Source organism: Chroococcus sp. FPU101, from assembly GCF_017312365.1.
Taxonomy (GTDB): domain Bacteria; phylum Cyanobacteriota; class Cyanobacteriia; order Cyanobacteriales; family Microcystaceae; genus Chroococcus.
The window spans coordinates 18,110-35,205 of sequence record NZ_BLJI01000002.1; the positions used below are offsets into that span (position 1 = coordinate 18,110).

The 17,096-nt window shown below is 38.5% G+C and carries 21 protein-coding genes and 1 riboswitch; of the genes, 8 read left to right on the top strand and 13 right to left on the bottom strand.

What is annotated here, in order from left to right; all coding sequences use genetic code 11:
- Positions 1 to 68 precede the first annotated feature (68 nt).
- From CFPU101_RS02590 to CFPU101_RS02600, 3 genes are all read left to right on the top strand, one after another.
- Positions 69 to 686, top strand: a complete 618-nt coding sequence (locus tag CFPU101_RS02590; protein WP_206813783.1) for a MarC family protein — start codon at positions 69 to 71, stop codon at positions 684 to 686.
- 53 nt (positions 687 to 739) lie between these two features.
- Positions 740 to 1,000 carry a hypothetical protein gene (locus tag CFPU101_RS02595; RefSeq protein WP_206813784.1) on the top strand — a complete coding sequence of 87 codons (261 nt, stop codon included), beginning with the start codon at positions 740 to 742 and terminating at the stop codon, positions 998 to 1,000.
- A gap of 203 nt (positions 1,001 to 1,203) precedes the next feature.
- The gene (locus CFPU101_RS02600) at positions 1,204 to 1,419 is read left to right on the top strand and encodes a hypothetical protein (protein WP_206813785.1); all 216 of its coding nucleotides are present in this window, start codon (positions 1,204 to 1,206) and stop codon (positions 1,417 to 1,419) included.
- A 21-nt stretch (positions 1,420 to 1,440) separates the two neighbouring features.
- Here the strand turns inward: CFPU101_RS02600 and CFPU101_RS02605 are convergent, their stop codons facing one another.
- The 6 genes from CFPU101_RS02605 to CFPU101_RS02630 form a co-directional block, all read right to left on the bottom strand.
- Positions 1,441 to 2,367 (bottom strand): ABC transporter permease, encoded by a 927-nt coding sequence (locus tag CFPU101_RS02605; RefSeq protein WP_206813786.1) that lies wholly within the window; start codon positions 2,365 to 2,367, stop codon positions 1,441 to 1,443.
- Between the two features lie 12 nt (positions 2,368 to 2,379).
- Positions 2,380 to 3,453: an ABC transporter permease gene (locus tag CFPU101_RS02610; protein WP_206813787.1), complete on the bottom strand. Its 1,074-nt coding sequence runs from the start codon at positions 3,451 to 3,453 to the stop codon at positions 2,380 to 2,382.
- A 49-nt stretch (positions 3,454 to 3,502) separates the two neighbouring features.
- A complete protein-coding gene (locus tag CFPU101_RS02615) occupies positions 3,503 to 4,699 on the bottom strand; it encodes a BMP family ABC transporter substrate-binding protein (RefSeq protein WP_206813788.1) in 1,197 nt (398 codons plus the stop codon).
- A 56-nt stretch (positions 4,700 to 4,755) separates the two neighbouring features.
- A complete protein-coding gene (locus tag CFPU101_RS02620) occupies positions 4,756 to 5,442 on the bottom strand; it encodes a cysteine hydrolase family protein (protein ID WP_242577737.1) in 687 nt (228 codons plus the stop codon).
- A complete protein-coding gene (locus tag CFPU101_RS02625) occupies positions 5,443 to 6,987 on the bottom strand; it encodes an ABC transporter ATP-binding protein (RefSeq protein ID WP_206813789.1) in 1,545 nt (514 codons plus the stop codon). It abuts the gene before it with no gap.
- A gap of 252 nt (positions 6,988 to 7,239) precedes the next feature.
- Positions 7,240 to 8,403 (bottom strand): sugar phosphate nucleotidyltransferase, encoded by a 1,164-nt coding sequence (locus tag CFPU101_RS02630; protein WP_206813790.1) that lies wholly within the window; start codon positions 8,401 to 8,403, stop codon positions 7,240 to 7,242.
- Positions 8,404 to 8,642: 239 nt separating this feature from the next.
- Here CFPU101_RS02630 and CFPU101_RS02635 point away from each other — a divergent pair, with 239 nt between their 5' ends.
- Both CFPU101_RS02635 and CFPU101_RS02640 read left to right on the top strand, forming a co-directional pair.
- The gene (locus tag CFPU101_RS02635) at positions 8,643 to 9,017 is read left to right on the top strand and encodes a DUF2237 family protein (RefSeq protein WP_206813791.1); all 375 of its coding nucleotides are present in this window, start codon (positions 8,643 to 8,645) and stop codon (positions 9,015 to 9,017) included.
- Between the two features lie 138 nt (positions 9,018 to 9,155).
- The gene (locus CFPU101_RS02640) at positions 9,156 to 9,392 is read left to right on the top strand and encodes a hypothetical protein (RefSeq protein ID WP_206813792.1); all 237 of its coding nucleotides are present in this window, start codon (positions 9,156 to 9,158) and stop codon (positions 9,390 to 9,392) included.
- Between the two features lie 84 nt (positions 9,393 to 9,476).
- Here CFPU101_RS02640 and CFPU101_RS02645 read toward each other — a convergent pair whose 3' ends face one another.
- The 5 genes from CFPU101_RS02645 to rpsF form a co-directional block, all read right to left on the bottom strand.
- Positions 9,477 to 9,800, bottom strand: coding sequence for a DUF4278 domain-containing protein (locus CFPU101_RS02645; RefSeq protein ID WP_206813793.1), 324 nt, complete (start codon positions 9,798 to 9,800; stop codon positions 9,477 to 9,479).
- A 38-nt stretch (positions 9,801 to 9,838) separates the two neighbouring features.
- Positions 9,839 to 9,906: riboswitch (Glutamine riboswitch) on the bottom strand.
- A 91-nt stretch (positions 9,907 to 9,997) separates the two neighbouring features.
- The gene (locus CFPU101_RS02650; RefSeq protein ID WP_206813794.1) at positions 9,998 to 10,594 is read right to left on the bottom strand and encodes a hypothetical protein; all 597 of its coding nucleotides are present in this window, start codon (positions 10,592 to 10,594) and stop codon (positions 9,998 to 10,000) included.
- A gap of 46 nt (positions 10,595 to 10,640) precedes the next feature.
- A complete protein-coding gene (locus CFPU101_RS02655; RefSeq protein ID WP_206813795.1) occupies positions 10,641 to 11,570 on the bottom strand; it encodes an FTR1 family protein in 930 nt (309 codons plus the stop codon).
- 42 nt (positions 11,571 to 11,612) lie between these two features.
- Positions 11,613 to 12,050 (bottom strand): bacterioferritin, encoded by a 438-nt coding sequence (locus CFPU101_RS02660; protein ID WP_206813796.1) that lies wholly within the window; start codon positions 12,048 to 12,050, stop codon positions 11,613 to 11,615.
- Between the two features lie 202 nt (positions 12,051 to 12,252).
- On the bottom strand, positions 12,253 to 12,681 hold the full coding sequence (gene rpsF / locus CFPU101_RS02665) for a 30S ribosomal protein S6 (protein WP_206813797.1): 429 nt from the start codon (positions 12,679 to 12,681) through the stop codon (positions 12,253 to 12,255).
- 151 nt (positions 12,682 to 12,832) lie between these two features.
- Between rpsF and CFPU101_RS02670 the strand changes: the two genes are divergently transcribed.
- The 3 genes from CFPU101_RS02670 to CFPU101_RS02685 all read left to right on the top strand — a co-directional run bounded on the left by CFPU101_RS02670 (position 12,833) and on the right by CFPU101_RS02685 (position 16,047).
- On the top strand, positions 12,833 to 13,651 hold the full coding sequence (locus tag CFPU101_RS02670; protein ID WP_206813798.1) for a fumarylacetoacetate hydrolase family protein: 819 nt from the start codon (positions 12,833 to 12,835) through the stop codon (positions 13,649 to 13,651).
- A 135-nt stretch (positions 13,652 to 13,786) separates the two neighbouring features.
- Positions 13,787 to 14,557, top strand: a complete 771-nt coding sequence (locus CFPU101_RS02675; protein WP_206813799.1) for a pentapeptide repeat-containing protein — start codon at positions 13,787 to 13,789, stop codon at positions 14,555 to 14,557.
- 131 nt (positions 14,558 to 14,688) lie between these two features.
- Entirely contained in the window at positions 14,689 to 16,047 is a 1,359-nt protein-coding gene (locus CFPU101_RS02685; RefSeq protein ID WP_206813800.1) for a pentapeptide repeat-containing protein, read from the top strand.
- Position 16,048: 1 nt separating this feature from the next.
- On the opposite strand, the gene CFPU101_RS02690 is transcribed toward CFPU101_RS02685, so the two are convergent.
- A complete protein-coding gene (locus tag CFPU101_RS02690) occupies positions 16,049 to 16,483 on the bottom strand; it encodes a DoxX family protein (protein WP_206813801.1) in 435 nt (144 codons plus the stop codon).
- A gap of 68 nt (positions 16,484 to 16,551) precedes the next feature.
- Positions 16,552 to 17,091: a DUF2267 domain-containing protein gene (locus tag CFPU101_RS02695; protein ID WP_206813802.1), complete on the bottom strand. Its 540-nt coding sequence runs from the start codon at positions 17,089 to 17,091 to the stop codon at positions 16,552 to 16,554.
- Between the last annotated feature and the right edge of the window lie 5 nt (positions 17,092 to 17,096).

Genomic DNA, 17,096 nt, shown 5'->3' on the forward strand with positions numbered 1-17,096 from the left:
GAACTTGATTTCACTCAATCTATCAAAGGCTATCTCTATGCTTAAGGTTTGACTTCAAAAACACAGATATGTACAAAGAATCATTCATATTTACCATTTTCTTTTTGACACTTGGCCCAATCAAGATCATTTCAGCTTTTGGCAAACTCACTCAAGGGATGACACTCAAATTTAAACGTGAAGTGGCGATTAAGGGAATCTTGATTGCGCTCGCTATTTGTCTCTATGTATCACTGCTAGGAGAGGGAATTCTGAAGAAGTATCAAATTTCTCTAGAGAGTTTAGAGATTGCTGGCGGAATTGTTTTATTGCTATCTGCATTAAAAGCCATCTTCCCTGAGATTCAGCCGACTAATCCGCCTAAATCTCAGCCTAGTGCGCTACAATTGGCAATTTCACCCGTCGCCTCACCAATTGTCGTTCCGCCCGTAGGGGTTGCTGCTATTCTTATTTTTGTGATGCTCGCTCCCCGTCATCCTGGAATGGGGTTTGTTATTGCTAAGGCACTATTGGTGATGCTGCTACTAGATTTTTTAGTCATGTTCTTCATCGACCAAATTATTAAAGTGCCAGGTTTAATGCTCGTTCTTCAAGTGCTTGGGTCTGTACTGGTGTTTGTTCAAGTTGCCTTAGCTATCGAAGCTATTTTAGAGGCTTTTAGGAATTTGGGAGTATTTAAGACATAACTATCAAAAACAGAGACTACATTCAATCTCAATATAAATTAGGTGATTTTGTATTGGGTAAGGTTGAGTATCATACACCTTTTGGGATTTTTATCGATCTTGGAGAGTCTGAGATTAAAGGTTTAATCAAAATTCCAGATTTTTTAGACGAGGGAGAAATGATTCAAGAAATGTATCCAGAAATCGGTGCAACCATCGGGGCGGTAGTTGTTGGATACAATCAAAGTAATGATCGTGAAGTTTATCTAAATGCCAAGCCAAGTGTACTGCATGAGGCTCTTGTCCCTTTTAAAAATCGCACTTTGACCGTGTAATATCGCATCAGTTCAAGATAATCTTATGCAAGAAAAAGATGTTAGGGATCTTGTTTGAGAAAATCAGCGATCGCAGTATAACTTACAATTGAAGAGTAGAAGCTTGAGGAAATCAGTTATGACAGCTAAAGAGCAACTTCTTAGAGAAATCGAGCAAGCACTTCTAGGAACTGATTGAGGCAATTTTAAATCTTTTGCGGTCTGTGAAAGCACAATCTAGTCAGAATAGTATTCCAAAAACAGATCGCACTCAGATTACTCCGTCCCCTCCTCAGACAAATCAATCGTTACTAAATCTCTTAAATGACTTCGAGCAATTTGCAGAAAGTATTCCTCCTGAAGAACTCATTAACTTACATACAGATAGCGCAGAACAACACGACCAATATCTTTATCAAACTCCTAAAAAGCTAACATGAAGCTTGTTTTTGTAGATATTTTTAATTATCACTCCCCAAGGCACCAGGAACACCGCTTAAACTGCGTTTCGGTGAACAGGTGATAATCATAATGAGTAGTGTCAGAATGTAGGGTGAAGCATTGAATAGGTAATAATAAGAGTCTACACCAACAGCTTGTAAAGTCGGCCCGATCGCTTGCGCCCCACCAAAGAGTAATGAGGCATAAAGACATTGAATCGGATTCCAACGGGCAAAAATCACCAAAGCAACGGCCATTAAGCCTTGTCCACTGGAAATCCGTTCTGTCCAGCTTCCAGGGTAATATAAAGATAAGTATGCTCCGCCAATCCCTGCTAGAAAGCTCCCCGCAATAATACTAAGCATCCGTACTTTAAAGATTGATAAACCCATCGCTTTAGCTGCATCTGGACTATCTCCAACTGCACGAATTAATAAACCCCAACGAGTTGAACGGAAAAACCATTGCATCAAAGGGGCAAGAATCACTCCGAAGACAAATAAAGGACAGACTTGTAAAGCACTCTTTAGCGCAGCAAAATTACTCCAGTTGCCAAACTGCCAAGAGGGTAAAGGAGGTGCGACGGGTTGAATAAACGGTTTGCCCAAGAAAAAAGCAATCCCACTACCAAAGATAATCATTGCAATCCCAACCGCAACATCATTAACTCTCGGTTGTTGACAAAGCCAGCCATGAATTGCCCCTAAAACCATGCCCGAAAGACCTGCAACGATGACTCCTAACCAAGGTAAACCCGTAAGATAGGATATTGCATAGGCACTCATCGCCCCTGCTAGTAAAGTTCCTTCCAGTCCTAGATTAATTTTGCCGCTTTTCTCGGTTAAACATTCACCTAAAGAGACAAATAAAAACGGCGCACTTCCCCGTAAAGTTCCTGCTAAGATACCTAATGGAACACCCCACCATCCGATCGCTTCTGCTGCCATTGTCAGTCCTCCTTAGACAGTAATTGTATTTCTTGAACGCTCAGCCTGTTCTTTAAAAATTGAGAATTTTCCGTACAGTGATTCACTATACAAAACCACTAAAAAGACAATTCCTTGAAAAACCAGAACCGTTGCATCGGGTAATTCATGAACTCGTTGTAAGATTCCACCACTGGCTAAAATTCCCCCTAATAAAATCGAAACGAGAATCGCTGCTAACGGGTTATGGCGAGCGAAAAAGGCGACTAAAATCCCACTATAACCATAATTGGCATTGAGGGATTCATTAGCGCGACCATGAATGGCAGCTACTTCCACCATTCCAGCTAAACCTGCACAGGAACCCGCTAAGAAACATACCGCCATCGTTAGTTTACCGACGGGAATACCTGCTAAACGGGCGGCGCGAATATTTCCCCCTGCGGTTCTTGCAGCAAAACCAAAAGTAGTCCGTTGGATGAGAAAATAAGCGATCGCACAAGCTACCAAACCATAAATCAAGCCGTAATGAATGCGAGTCCCTGGGATAGTTGATAACATATCGGCGGGATCTAAGGGATAGCTAGAAGGTTTATTAAGGGAACTTGGATCACGCATCGGCCCATTAACCAGTTGATTGAGAATAGCGATCGCAATATAATTCATTAATAAGCTACTAATGGTTTCATTGACAGCGCGATAATGACGGAGTGCGCCGACTGCACCGATCCATAAACCCCCTGCTATAATTCCCGCTAACGCCATCGCAATTTGTACGATTAGTGAAGGTGCCGCAGAAATTGCCAGTCCCGCAGAAACCGCCGCTAAACCGCCTAGAACGATCGCGCCTTCATTGCCGATGATCACTAAACCTAAACGAGCGGGAAGGGCTGTACACAAGGCACTGAGCATCAAGGGAGAAGCTCTGAGTAGGGTGTTTTGCCAGCTACTCCAATTCCCAAAAGCGGCTTTATAAATTGAGCCATAGACAGCAAAAGGATTCGCCCCTGCTAACCCACAAAATAAGCCAAAGATCAGCAGAGCCACTAGAATAGCCGCTAGGGGAATCACGATGCTTTCGGAAGTTTTACGAAAATTTTTTAGCATAAAACCTACTATTTGTCAATGTATTCTATACTTTTTTTGGAAATGGGCATTAACTAATACTGCCATCAACACCTTCAACCAGCCAATTCATTTTTTCTAGTTCTACATCTTTTTGCGGTAGGGCTTTTCCAGCAGCAACGATCGTTTTTCCTGTGTTATCTTTTATTTCTCCTGTATAAATTACCATTGAGCCATCAAGCAGCTTGGATTTTGCTGCATCACCGTCTTTTTTAGCCACATCAGTCACCGCAGGGCCATAAGGAGAAAGAGCAAGGAAGTTTTCTTTAAATCCTCCGCGAACGATATGAGGAATGCCACCGTTCATCAGGGTTTTTCCCCCTTGAAACAGATTGACATACTCAGTATAAATACTTGACCAATCCCATTCTGCCCCCGTTAGATAGCCTTTAGGTGCTAGGGAGGATTGATCAGCATGATACCCTGTACTGTAAATGCCCCGTTTTTCTGCGGTTTCGATAATCACTTTCGGGCTATCCACGTGACAAGTAAGTACATCAATACCTTGATCAACCATACTATTCGCTGCTTCTGCTTCTTTAACAGGAACTGACCAATCACCTGTAAAAATGACTTGGGTAGTAATGTCGGGTTTGACTGTTCTTGCACCCAAAGTATAGCTATTAATATTTCTTAAAACTTGGGGAATGGGTTTTGCTGCAATAAACCCTAATTTGTTCGATTGTGACATATGAGCCGCGACAACGCCCGCGACATACTCAGCTTCATCGATATAACCGAAATAGCTACCGACGTTTTTCGGGGTTACACCCTCTTGATACAATCCTCCTGCATGGAGAAACTGGACATCGGGAAACTCTTGAGCCATTTTCAAAATATGGGGATCAAAATAGCCAAAAGATGTTGGAAAGAGATATTTTGCGCCATCTTGTTCGATCATACTCCGCATGACTTCTTGTACCTCGTTGGTTTCAGGTACACTGGCTTGCTCGACTACTTTCACCCCTGGTAATTTAGCGATCGCTGCCGCACCTTGAGCATGGGCTTGATTATAACCAAAATCATCTTTTGGCCCAACATAGATAAATCCAACAACAATGTTATTAGCATTACCTGCGGCTGGACTTGCATTAGTTTGAGGAGTCGTATTTTCAGCTTTTTGATTGCATCCAGTGATTAATTTAGAAGTCGCACTAAAGGCCGTTGCACCGATAATTACTCGAATAATTTGACGACGTGATAGATTCAATGTTCTTCTGTAGCTCATTTTTTCGATTTTTTCCTTTGAAAAACAATATTGATAGATGGATAAATTAATGTTTATTAGCCCGTGTTCCATCCCTTCAAGGCTGAAATAATATCGGTAGAATGTGCCGTCCAGCCTACGATTCCACCTTGAGCGCGTACCATTTCTAATGTTGCTTGTTTAAAAAAAGGAAAATAACTTTCTGTGCCATCCTCGACTAATAAACATTCATAACCGCGATCGTTAGCTTCTCGCATTGTAGTTTGAACACAAACTTCTGTCGTGACACCAGTGATCATTAAATGGGTAATTTGTTGATTCTGTAAGTGTTCCTGTAAAGATGTTGCATAAAAAGCTCCTTTACCTGGTTTAGTAATGATGATTTCGTTATTAAGTGGCTTTAATTCATCAATAATCTGATTACCCTTTTCACCTAATATTAAAATTCTCCCCATTGTTCCTAGATCGCCAATTTTCTGGCTTCCTTGACCTCGCTTAAGTTTCGCAGGAGGACAATCGGATAAATCGGTTTTGTGACCTTCTATCGTGTGAAAAACAGGTAAATTTTTCTCTCGAAATACTGCTAATAATTTCTGAACGGTCGGAATAATCACTCGTAAGCGACTAACATCATTTCCTAAAGCTTCGCCAAAACCACCCGATTCTAAGAAATCTCGCTGCATATCAATAATTAATAAAGCGATTTTTCCCTGTTGCGGAAGTTCATAAGGATAAGGTTGCGCTTGAATCAAGTCCATCATCATTTAATGACCCGCCATGCGCTGACCAATGGTTGTAAAATCAGCTTCATTGATCGGACTTTCATAGACTAATTGTCCATCACTGATCACGAAAATCCGATCGCTTAATTTGAGTAATTCGTCTAAATCTTCACTCACCAACAAGACCGCTACACCTCGGTTTCTCGCTTCCACAACAGCAGTATGAATAAAATCGACTGCCGCAAAATCTAAGCCAAAACAAGGATTAGCTGCAATCAAAAGATTAATCTTTTCGGACGATAATTCTCTAGCTAACACGGCCCGTTGCACATTCCCCCCCGAAAGATGACTAATTGGGGTATCAGGTGAAGGTGTTTTGACCGAAAACTGCTGAATTAAACCCATTGCCGCATGATGAATCGCTTGGAGAATCAGTAAAAAGCCTTTTGCTTGAGGGGGACGGTCAAAGGTTCTCAGTGCCATATTTTCCGCCACACTCATTTGAGGAACACAGGCATTGCGAAGGGGTTCTTCGGGTAAAGCAAAGACATGATGCTTGGCGATTTCTTTGCGGGTTGCTTGATAGACTTCGCCATTAACCAGCATTTGACCGTTTGTCGCTGGACGTTGACCCGCTAGAACTTCAACAAATTCTCGCTGTCCATTGCCACTAATTCCCGCAATTCCGACGATTTCGCCTTGATAAATTTTTAAATTAACTCTTTTGACCGCGCTAAGTCCATTATCTTTATTAGCCTGTAGTTCTCTGACTTCTAAGACAGGAGTTGGTGAATTGAAACTGGTTTTATTGACGGGTTGCGGTTGGCGTTTTTCTCCCATCATCATTTCGGCCATATCCGAAATTGTTAAATCTTTGACTAAACCCGACCCTGCAAACGTGCCTTTTCTTAAAACGGTAATACAGTCAGCAAACGCCATCACTTCACGAAATTTATGGCTAATCATCAATACGCTTAATTTCCCGTCGGTCACTTGTTCGCGTAGCAGTCCTAAAACTTCATCGGCTTCCTGTGGTGTGAGTACCGAGGTCGGTTCATCTAAAATTAAAATACGACTTTTTAGATACAGTTGTTTAAGAATTTCTAGTTTTTGTTTTTGTCCTGCTGCAAGTTGAGTAATGGGAATATCTAAAGGAATTTGAAACGGTGAAGTTTTCATAAAGGCGGTTAAATCTTCATACTCTTTGTTCCAGTTAATGAGATGAGTTTGATCAAAACGCGACAAAACTAAATTTTCAGCAACTGTCATCGAGGGAACTGAGGTAAAGTGCTGATAAACCATACCAATACCGTATTGATGGGCATCACGGGGACTTTTGAGTGTCCTTTCTTGTTGGTCAATTAAAATGTTTCCCTCAGTCGGCGTATAAAAACCCATGATACATTTGACCAGGGTACTTTTACCTGCACCGTTCTCTCCGAGTAAGGCATGAAAAGTTCCACTCTTTAGCTTCATTGAAACACGATCCAGAGCGACTAAAGAACCAAATTTCTTAGTCATGTTAACGACTTCGAGTTCGGATGGTGCTTCTATGTGTATCGATGTGCGTTTTGTTAGTGTGTCCATCAAATTCGCTTCATGTAATGAATGTTGCTCAAATCATCGTCTTTTAAGGTTTAGCTTGTTATTGCTTTAAATTTCCTCTTTTTGTGTGCAGTATACTTAGCTAGTGAGACATAGCTTGACAAATTTACAAATGGTTAAAAGTATCGCAAATTACTTTTTTTGTTAAATTTTTTTTCTTTCTTTGGGATAATTCGTAAAAAAATAAGACACGTTGTGACGCATCTTGATGAAATAATGACGATGAAAAAGATTTTAAGGATCTTGTTTAAGTAAATCAGCGATCGCTCTAACTTCTTGACGATCATCAAAGGGTAATTTTTCTCTCACATCAGTAATCAACCAATCTAACGCCGCTTCTTGCAAATTAATCGTATGTCCTTCTTTATCAACACAATAGCGACCAAAGACCAATTTATCAACTAAGCGAACACCAGGGCCGAGACGGGAATACTCAAAAATAATGCTATTATCGACGATCGTACCGCTACAGATTCGGCAATTGGGGCCAATCATACTCGGGCCGATAATTTTCGCGCCATCTTCTATTTTGGTCATCGCACCGATATAAACGGGGCCTTTAATTTCCACCTTATCCCAATTGACGGCTACATTTAACCCAGTATAGATATTAGGTTTAACTTCAACACCTGGAATGGCTACATTTTTCACTTCTCGTCGCAAAACTCCACGAATAGCGTGCCAATAGTCTGGAACTTTACCAATATCTACCCATTCAAATTCCATATTTAAGGCATAGAACGGCGCACCTTTTTCGACGAGTTTCGGAAATAATTCACTTCCAATGTCATATTTTTGATTCGGTGGGATAAAATCAATTACTTCGGGTTCAAAAATATAAATACCAGTATTAATACAAGTGCTAAGGGCTTCTTCTACAGACGGTTTTTCTTGAAAGCTTAAAATTTTTCCGTCTTCATCACTGACGACAACCCCATAACTCGAAACATCTTCAGATGGTACACTTTTTGTAATAATCGTGGCAATTGAACCCTTAGCACGATGCCATTGTACAGCTGCCGTTAAATCAAGATCAATTAAAGCATCACCACACAAAACGACAAAAGTATCATCAAAAAAAGGATTAAAATCTTGTATATTACGCAATCCTCCAGCAGATCCCAGGGCATCCCCAATTAATGTACCATCTTCGATCCGCCCTTCAAAAGAATAACCAATTTGAACCCCAAAACGTTGACCATCTCGAAAATAATTTTCGATTTCTGCTGCTAGATGGCTCACATTCACCATAATCTCATTAAAACCATGTTGACGTAATAGTTCTAATAAAAACTCCATCACTGGCTTTTGTAAGATGGGAATGAGGGGTTTAGGAATTGTATAAGTGAAGGGACGCACCCGTGTTCCTTTCCCTGCTGCCAGAATCATGGCTTTCATGAATACCTACTTCCTCAAGCTAATGCCACAGATTTTTACATAATAACGCTTAGTTTACCATTTACGTCTCTCAGATGTTATTCATTAGTCCTCTTTAATGATTTTGTTTAGTAATTAAAATATGCGTTAAGAGGAAAATGATTCCTTTTATTCTCAAAAACCTGATATTTTTGGTTACTTCTGCTCGAATTAGATAAACTGAAAGCTATTGACCATCGGCACACAAAAGGCTAGACGATATGTACAAGGTAACAGAAGCAAAAAACGTACTTGGCGAAACTTTACAGGTTTGTTCATTGTCTCCCAAGACGGGGTTTTATCGGGATGGTTGTTGTGAGACAGGGCCGCAAGATATGGGGGTACACGTCGTTTGTGCTGAGGTAACCGCAGAGTTTCTCGCTTTTACCAAGTCTCAAGGAAATGATTTAAGTACTCCTGCTCCAATGTACAATTTTCCTGGACTAAAAGAAGGCGATCGCTGGTGTTTGTGTGCCTCCCGTTGGAAAGAAGCAATAGAAGCTGGTGTTGCCCCTCCTATCGTCCTAGAAGCTACTCACGAAGCGGCTTTAAAATATGTTGCTTTAGAAGTTTTGCAAGAACATTCTTTATCTTAAACTCTATCTTAGGGCTGTTTTTAGAATGGGCAACTGAAAGGCTATACTATGGTGAAAATTTCAAATTATTCCAGCTAAAACATGAAAAAAAGTACTGTTTTTTCGATTAATTATTTGCTTTTCTCTTTTTTGTTTTTAATGTCTTGGTCTAGTGTAGCCTATGCTGATGAAGATCGCGATGTAACTCCCGAAGAAAGAGCTAAGGTGACTCAATCTCTAAAAGAAGCAGGTTGTTCATCTTTCGATGATATAGATTTTTATATTAATCGTAATCTTTTTAAAGCTGATAATGTCATGTGTAATGATAAGAAAAATTACGACGTTTATCTAGATAAAAACTTTAAGATTGTCTCGAAACGGGAAGATCTAGATTAAAATTTATCGCCCTTAAAAAATTGGGTGGAAAAGTCTCCACCCAGATTTAATTTAATTAGTTGTTAGTTTGAGTTTTTTTGGTGTTTATAGCCCGATGTCTGTCGCTAAACGAGTCAAGACATTTTGATGACGTTTGCGGGTTTCTTTTTCTTGATTAAAGACTGACAGACGTGCTTTTTCTTGAATCGAAGTAGCCGACTTTCCATCGAAAACGGTTTCAACTGTACTCGCTTTGTTGTATGCAACTCCCCGATAAGTTAAATTAACGGTCGGTTGTAAAACAAATGGTTTTTTTAGATTGCGGAATCTCCAATCAAGACCCCGATATTTTCCGCCAGTCTCGCCATCTGTCGTTTCAACAACAGGAGGGTTGTAATCGTAGCTAACGCCGCGATAAGTAAGTTTCATGTTTTTTTCGCTCCTCAAGTTAATGATGTGTGGTTTGAGGCGCGTTCCTTCGGGAGTTTTCCCTACTTCCGTCTTTTCTGGAATTTCTAGAGAAAAGATGAACGAAATTTATTTCTGTATCTATTGTTACTGTTTTACAAAAAAATGTCAAGGGTTAAAATCTTTTTAACCCCCCAAAAAAAGTAGTAATGTTACGACTATCTGATACGGTTGGGTTGTAAGCGTTGGTTAGGTAATGGAATTGGCGGTGTGTCAGTCGATGGAACTTGATCCGGATAGGGAAGAGGCACTAATTCAGCAGGGCTAGGGGTAGGTGGGTTTTTCTCTGGTGTATCTGTCGTCTCAGGTGTATCAGGGGGTTCTGGTGTAAGATCTGAGGTATCTGGTGTCTCAGGTTCAGATGTCGGAACTTCTATCGGTACACTGGGTTCCATTTGAGCTTGTGGTTGCTCAAAACCCAATAATTCTCTACTAAAAGGGAAATCATTTTGCCAACGTTTGATACTTGGATCAGTATTCCAATTGTTGCGGTTAACTTCTACGGTTAAAATAGGTGCAATGGCTCCTTTATTTTCCCCGATGACCACCACGCGAACTTCTTCTAAAGATTGATTATTCTTAAAACGTTGTTGAATGGTATTACTTGTCAGAGTTTGCGCCCTTTGGATAAATTGTTCATAGTTTTCAGTCTCTTGACGCTTGAGGGATAAATTAACTTCAGAGGGAATTGCCCAAGCGACTCCAGTGGTTAGAATGCCACCAAGGAGAGTAATTAGACCCAAGAATTTATACATAGCTTTTTCAGGTGATTACTAAAGAGATTTAAGACTTTCAGTTCTTTTATTTTGTTGATGCAATTACAGTTTTTTGAGAGTTAGGGGTTTGACTGCCAAGACTCTGAAAGTATATCGTTCCAATCGTGAATAAAAAGAGTAGATAGGCGATCGCTTGTCCTAAGTATAGAGTTTGACGATAACCAAACAGTGCTTTTAGCAGAATACCTGGAAATTGTTGATCGCTTAAAATAGTTGAACCATCCCAAATTTGTGGCCCCAGTAAACAGGATGAACCCGCAAATAAACACCGATTTTGTCCACTCATCTGAGAGTATAAAGCTACTGCTTGATCAAAATGTTTTAAAACACCGATTAATAAACCACCAACAATTAATAAGAGGAAAATTCCCATTATTTGAAAAAATAGACGGATATTGAGCTTGACACCGCCTTTAAATAAAAGAATACCCAGAATCGCGGCTGAAATTAAACCGACGATCGCGCCTAATGTGGTTGCGGGCAAACCTTGATCGAATTGCGCCAAAATAAACAAAACGGTTTCAAACCCTTCACGGAGAACCGCAATAAACACCAATAAAAATACCGCTTTTCCTGCTTGTTCATTTTGACTTAAAGCCTTGGTAATTGCGCCTTCTACTTCAGATTTCATTGATTTAGCCTGTTGAGTCATCCAAAGTAACATCCAACTCAACATAACAACCGCGACTAAACCAAAAAAAGCCGCTAAAATTTCTTTAACTAAGGGTGTATAAGGACTCGGTGAATGATTGACTCCTTGTAAGACACCTCCTAAAAGAAATCCAATCATAACACTTGCGAGAATTCCCGCAATAACCCCTCGAGTAACCCAGCGATAGAGGTAAGTTTGTTGTGCTTTGTTCAAACAGGCTAAAACAATTCCAACCACTAACGCTGCTTCAAATCCTTCTCTGAGGGTAATGACAAATGTTGGTAAAGCTGCACTGATATTCATATCAAGATCAAAAGCACAAGAGAAAAGCTTATATTTTATATGCTACTGAATAAAATCGCGCAACATCTTTTTAATCTCAATGTTGTGTAGTTCTTCTTGACCGATCATACCTCTAGCGAATTCTTCTAGATAGACGCTGGCATCTTCTACCGTATCGAGCAAAACTTTATATAAGTCTAGGGCTTTTTTCTCGTGGTTGAGGCTTTCTGTCAAAATCGCTTGTAAACCATGTTCGTAGCTTTCTTCAATTGTGGCTATTTTTAGGCTAGGATGCCCTTCTAGACCTGTTAAAATTTCTCCGACTTGTTGAGCATGAGTTAGGGATTCTGTGGCTTGCTGCTGAAAAAACTGCACAATGGGAATACGATGGGGCCCTGTGACCATTAGGGAATAGTGAGTGTATCGAACTACTCCAGCCAGTTCAAATTCCATGATCTGGTTTAAAAGATCAGTTGTTTTTTCTCGGTTTAATTCTCTCATTGCTTTTATCTATCATAGTTTCTCAACTTATTTTAGCGAAAAATCTTAAGTAAATGATAACGATAAGCCGAGGATGTCTTCAATGCTAGGAATTTGTATTTAAAAAATTTTTTATGGTTATTGATAATAGTTACTATTAAAAAAGGCTTAGAAACCATGCCCCTACATTTGATAGTAGGGGTTTGGTCTCCAAACCAACTAATTACTCTTCAGCAGAATAAAGATCATCGTCATCCGTTGCTGCGGGGAACGGTGTATCTACAGCGGCTACAGGTTTAGACTCTCTAGGAAATGATTTTTCTGAAACACCAGAATCAGAAATTGCCGTCACCAAAGGTTGATCAGTATCTAGCTTAATCGTCAAATAACGGATCACTTCATCAGAAAGACGCATCGCTCTTTCAATGGGTGCGACTTGTTGTCCATGACATTTGTAATTCATTTGGACATAAAAGCCTTCACTGTGTCTTTTGATCGGATAAGCAAGTCTGCGTTTGCCTAAATTTTTGACCTGAATTTCTTCAGCGTTCTGTTCTTGTAAAAAAGTCTGATATCTTTCAATCTGTTGGTTAACCTGTTCCTCAAGCAAGTCTGGACGCAGGATGTACATCATTTCGTAAGTTTGAGTCATGTCGTTCGTCTCCTTATGGACAAAATGGCTTCTTTGTCAACTGCTAGACAAAACCTATAGGGATTTGCTATTTAGCATTAAGTAAAGAAGCAAGGATATACGATCTTACTACTTCTTTTGTCCCGATCGCTAGTCATTTAGCAAAAAAGATATGGCGCAACGTTACGTTAGAGTCAAAAACTATCAAGGACAAATCTACTATGGTTTGCTTCAGCTTAACCGAAGCATCATCGTTTTAGATGCCCCTCCGTGGTTAGGTGGTAAACCGACTGAAATGATTCTTACCGCAGATAGTTATCATCTTCTTTTTCCCTGTAGTCCCTCGAAAATTATTGCAGTTGGGAAAAATTATTCAGATCATGCCGCCGAAATGGGTACACCTGTTCCATCTGAACCGCTACTCTTTCTCAAACCTCCTACTACACTGATCGCCCTTGATCAGCCGATTTATTATCCCAAACAGTCGCAAAGAGTAGACTATGAAGGGGAATTAGCCTTAATTATTGGACAAGAAACAAAAAACTGTTCTCTGTCTCAAGCGCGTCAAAAAATCTGGGGATATACGATCGCCAATGATGTGACCGCTAGAGATTTACAGAAAAAAGATGGTCAGTGGACGCGAGGGAAAGGATTTGATACATTTTGTCCCCTTGGGCCTTGGATTGTCCGAGAAATTAATGCAGATGCCAAAATAACGACCTTTATTAATGATGAAACACATCCTCGTCAGTCGGCGTTACTCTCTGATATGGTTTTTTCCCCTGAAGAAATCGTTTCTTATATTTCCCAGATTATGACACTGCTACCAGGTGATGTTATTTTAACAGGTACACCAGAAGGAGTGGCAGGTATGCAAATCGACGATCGGGTTCGCGTCGAAATTGAAGGAATTGGAGTCTTAGAAAACTTTGTTGCGAATTATGTCGAAAATAAAGTAATTAGTCAGGAAAAGCCAACATTATCAACTTAGATATCTGGCTGATCACAAAAATATTTAATATACTCTTGGAAAGTGCCGCAGTTTGCCAAATTAAAACAGATAAAAACTTGCTCCCTAACCAAACAGTAAAAAATCTAAATTTTTTATTTCAGGAGTAGGCGGCTCATGAATTCTTTTGACGCAGAAAAAATTAAAGAGCGTTTTCTCAAGCTTCGTGATGTCAAAAATCCTTATGAGAAAAGGTGTGAACTTTTTCGTATTGCTCGTGATTTTAATCTAACTTTAGAAGAAATTAAAGTTTTGTGGGAGGACTACAATACACCTGAAGCTCGTCATAGAAAAAATTTTATAGTTGATTTTTTCAATGATTATAAAAATGTTCTTAGTGTTGCTGAAACAATTCTAAAATTTAGTATTTTTACAGGTGCTATTTTGTTTATTGCAGAAGCAGGAACACGAGAAAAGAAAGCAATTAATGATTCATGGCAAATCCTTAATGAAGTTCAAAACCAAAAATCTGATTTGGGGACACAAAAAGTTAGTTCTGGTGCGATCGGTGCTTTAGAATTTTTAAATCGTGGTTGTGTAGAGAAAAAAGAATGGTTATGGCCTTTTAATACAGAAATCATTAGAGATAAACTTCCTATACTTAAATATTTCTTTGCTAATTGCGTTGAAATTAATAATGTTAATCTATCTCAAATGTATCTATCAAATGTTTCTTTAAACTATTCTACTTTGAATAATACCAAATTTCAAAATTCTAATTTAACAGAGTCCCAATTGAGACAAGCTAATTTGCAAGATTCTGAGCTATCAGGTGCTGATTTAACTCAGTCAGATTTAAAAGGAGTCGATTTATCATTTGCTAAGTTAGTAGCAACCAATTTAACACATACTAATTTACAAAATGCTATTTTTCTAAATGCGATTTAAGTTATGCAAATTTAAACAAAGCCGATTTACGAGGAACAAATTTAATTAATGCAGACTTAACTACGACCAATTTAAAAGATGCAATTTTCGATGAAGTAACAATTAAAGTTATTCCAGGTCTTAAAAAATTATTGAAAGATCAAAAAAAGGCTATCTTTATTGCTCCTGGTGAGTCTTTAGAGAATAAAGATTTAGAAAATTTAAATTTTTCTAGAAATAACTTACAATCAGTTCTACTTAAAAAAGCTAATTTAAAAAATTCTATTTTAAGAGATGTTAATTTAAAAGGTGCTAATTTAGAGAGAGCAGATTTAAGAGGAGCAGATCTTAGAGGGGCTTATTTGGATCAAAAATTTTTAAATAAGATTATATATGATGAAAATACACAATTTAGCATATTTAATTACTATAATAATAAAAATTTCTATTTTATTAGTAAAAATCAGCCATCTAGAATAAAAGCTGAGATGATAGATCTCAGCAATGCTAATTTAAGTAATGTTAATTTTATAAATGCTGATTTTTTAAAAAATGCTAATTTAGAAGGAGCTAATTTAAGAGGTGCTGATTTAACTGGTGTAGATTTAAGCCAAGCTAATCTCAACAATGCCTACTATGATGTAAATACCAAGTTATCTAATCAAACAAAAATTTTATTAAAAAATAAAAAAGCTTATTATCTTGAACCTTGGCAAGTTTTAAAAAAGGCTAATTTAGAAAATGCTAATTTAGTTAAACTAAACTTGGCTTCAGCTAATCTTAATGAAGCTAAATTAAATTATGCTAACTTAAGCCAATCTATTCTTAAAGACGCTAATTTAGAAAAAGCTCAGTTATTTGAGGCTAATTTAAGTTATAGTGATTTATCTAAAGCAAAACTAAAGTCAACTAATTTAGTTGGAGCTAATTTATCCAATACAATCTTGAAAGAAGCTCAATTAATTCAAGCAAAATTACAAGCAGCTTTTCTAAACAATGCAAATTTAGAAAGAGCAGATTTAACAAGTGCTTTTCTGCAAGGAGCCTATCTAGCAAAAGCTCAATTAAGAGGAACTATTTTAGAACGAGTTAATTTTGAAGGAGCAGTATTAGATAGTGCTGATTTAGCTTATGCTAACCTAACACGGGCTAACTTAAGAAATGTTGATTTATCCAATGTTAATTTAAGCAAAGTCAATTTAGATTATGCTTATTATGACGCGAATACTAAGCTTCCTTTAAACTTTAAAAAACATAAAAATTTTTATTATTTAACGCAAAGAGCAGATTTAAAAAACGCACAACTCCAAAATGCAAAGATAACAGGTGTTAATTTAAAAGGTGCTACTTTAACTAATGCTAATCTAACGGATGCAGATTTAACCAATGCAGATTTACGTAATGCTATAGGATTAACAATAGAGCAAGTAAAAAAAGCAAAGAACTGGGATCAAGCGATTTATAGTGGTGAATTAAAAAAACAAGTTGATGCTGATAAAAAGAAAAAGTAAATTAAGAAGTTCTCCCGTCTGCTTGGCGAAATAATGCCCTGATAAAACTAGCCCCCGCTTGCTTTTCGGGTTCTTTGGTATACCACCATGCCCAAGCAATTAAAACCGCTTGAAAGGGAAGTCTTATCCAGTAAAAAGCTTTGATATCGGGAATGCCTTCTATCGCAATACCGTTAATTGCTTGATTGATATTGGCAGGAAAAACCGCGATATAGAGGGCAATCAATCCCCAAGCTGCTGCTACACTAACATAAGGAATCAGTAGACCAATTCCGCCTAAGATTTCAAAAACACCGCTAATATAAACTAATTCAAACGGATGAGGAAGCTGTGGCGGTACGATTCTGGCATATTGTTCGGGTTTGATAAAATGGGTGATCCCTACAATAATGATGGCTACCGCGTGAATACCTCGAAGAATTTCTTTACGATTCATTTATTTAATTAAATTATTTTAAAAATAGATTAAAGACGCGAAGTGAGCGCGCCTTTTGTATTCATTAATTATGCTTCTTCCCAAAGTTTACGCACATGAGGAGGAAGCCAATTAGCTACTTCTTCAATACGTTCTTCAGAAAGTTCATCTTTAGTTGCAGAAAATACTGCTTGTACTGCCACTTCTCGATCTAATCCTGGGGCTAAACCGAATTCATTTTCGACGCGGAATAAAAAGCGATCGTCATTGATTTTAAAGATTCCAGGGCCTTGCCAAGGTGGACGAACCCGACTTAAAAATCTGACAAGGGGGTTAGTATCTCTCCAAAGATCTGCGATTTCAAGTTTTAGTCTTTTTTCTTTGGTATCATAAGCTTCTTGATGCAGTTCTGATTCAACTTCAAGAGCATCTTCAGTTGACATCAAATCGCGCATTACACGAAAAACTACTTCTGCAAAGTCCCTAGCATCATAGGGGTCAGCAAATCCACCTTTTACCATTACTTTTTCTAAAAATGAACCATTTTCATCAGCAATAATGGCTCTACGATCTTCCATTTCGGAAGGATCGAGTTCAGGCCGATTTTTATTGAAAGCTTCATCTGGCATAGTTT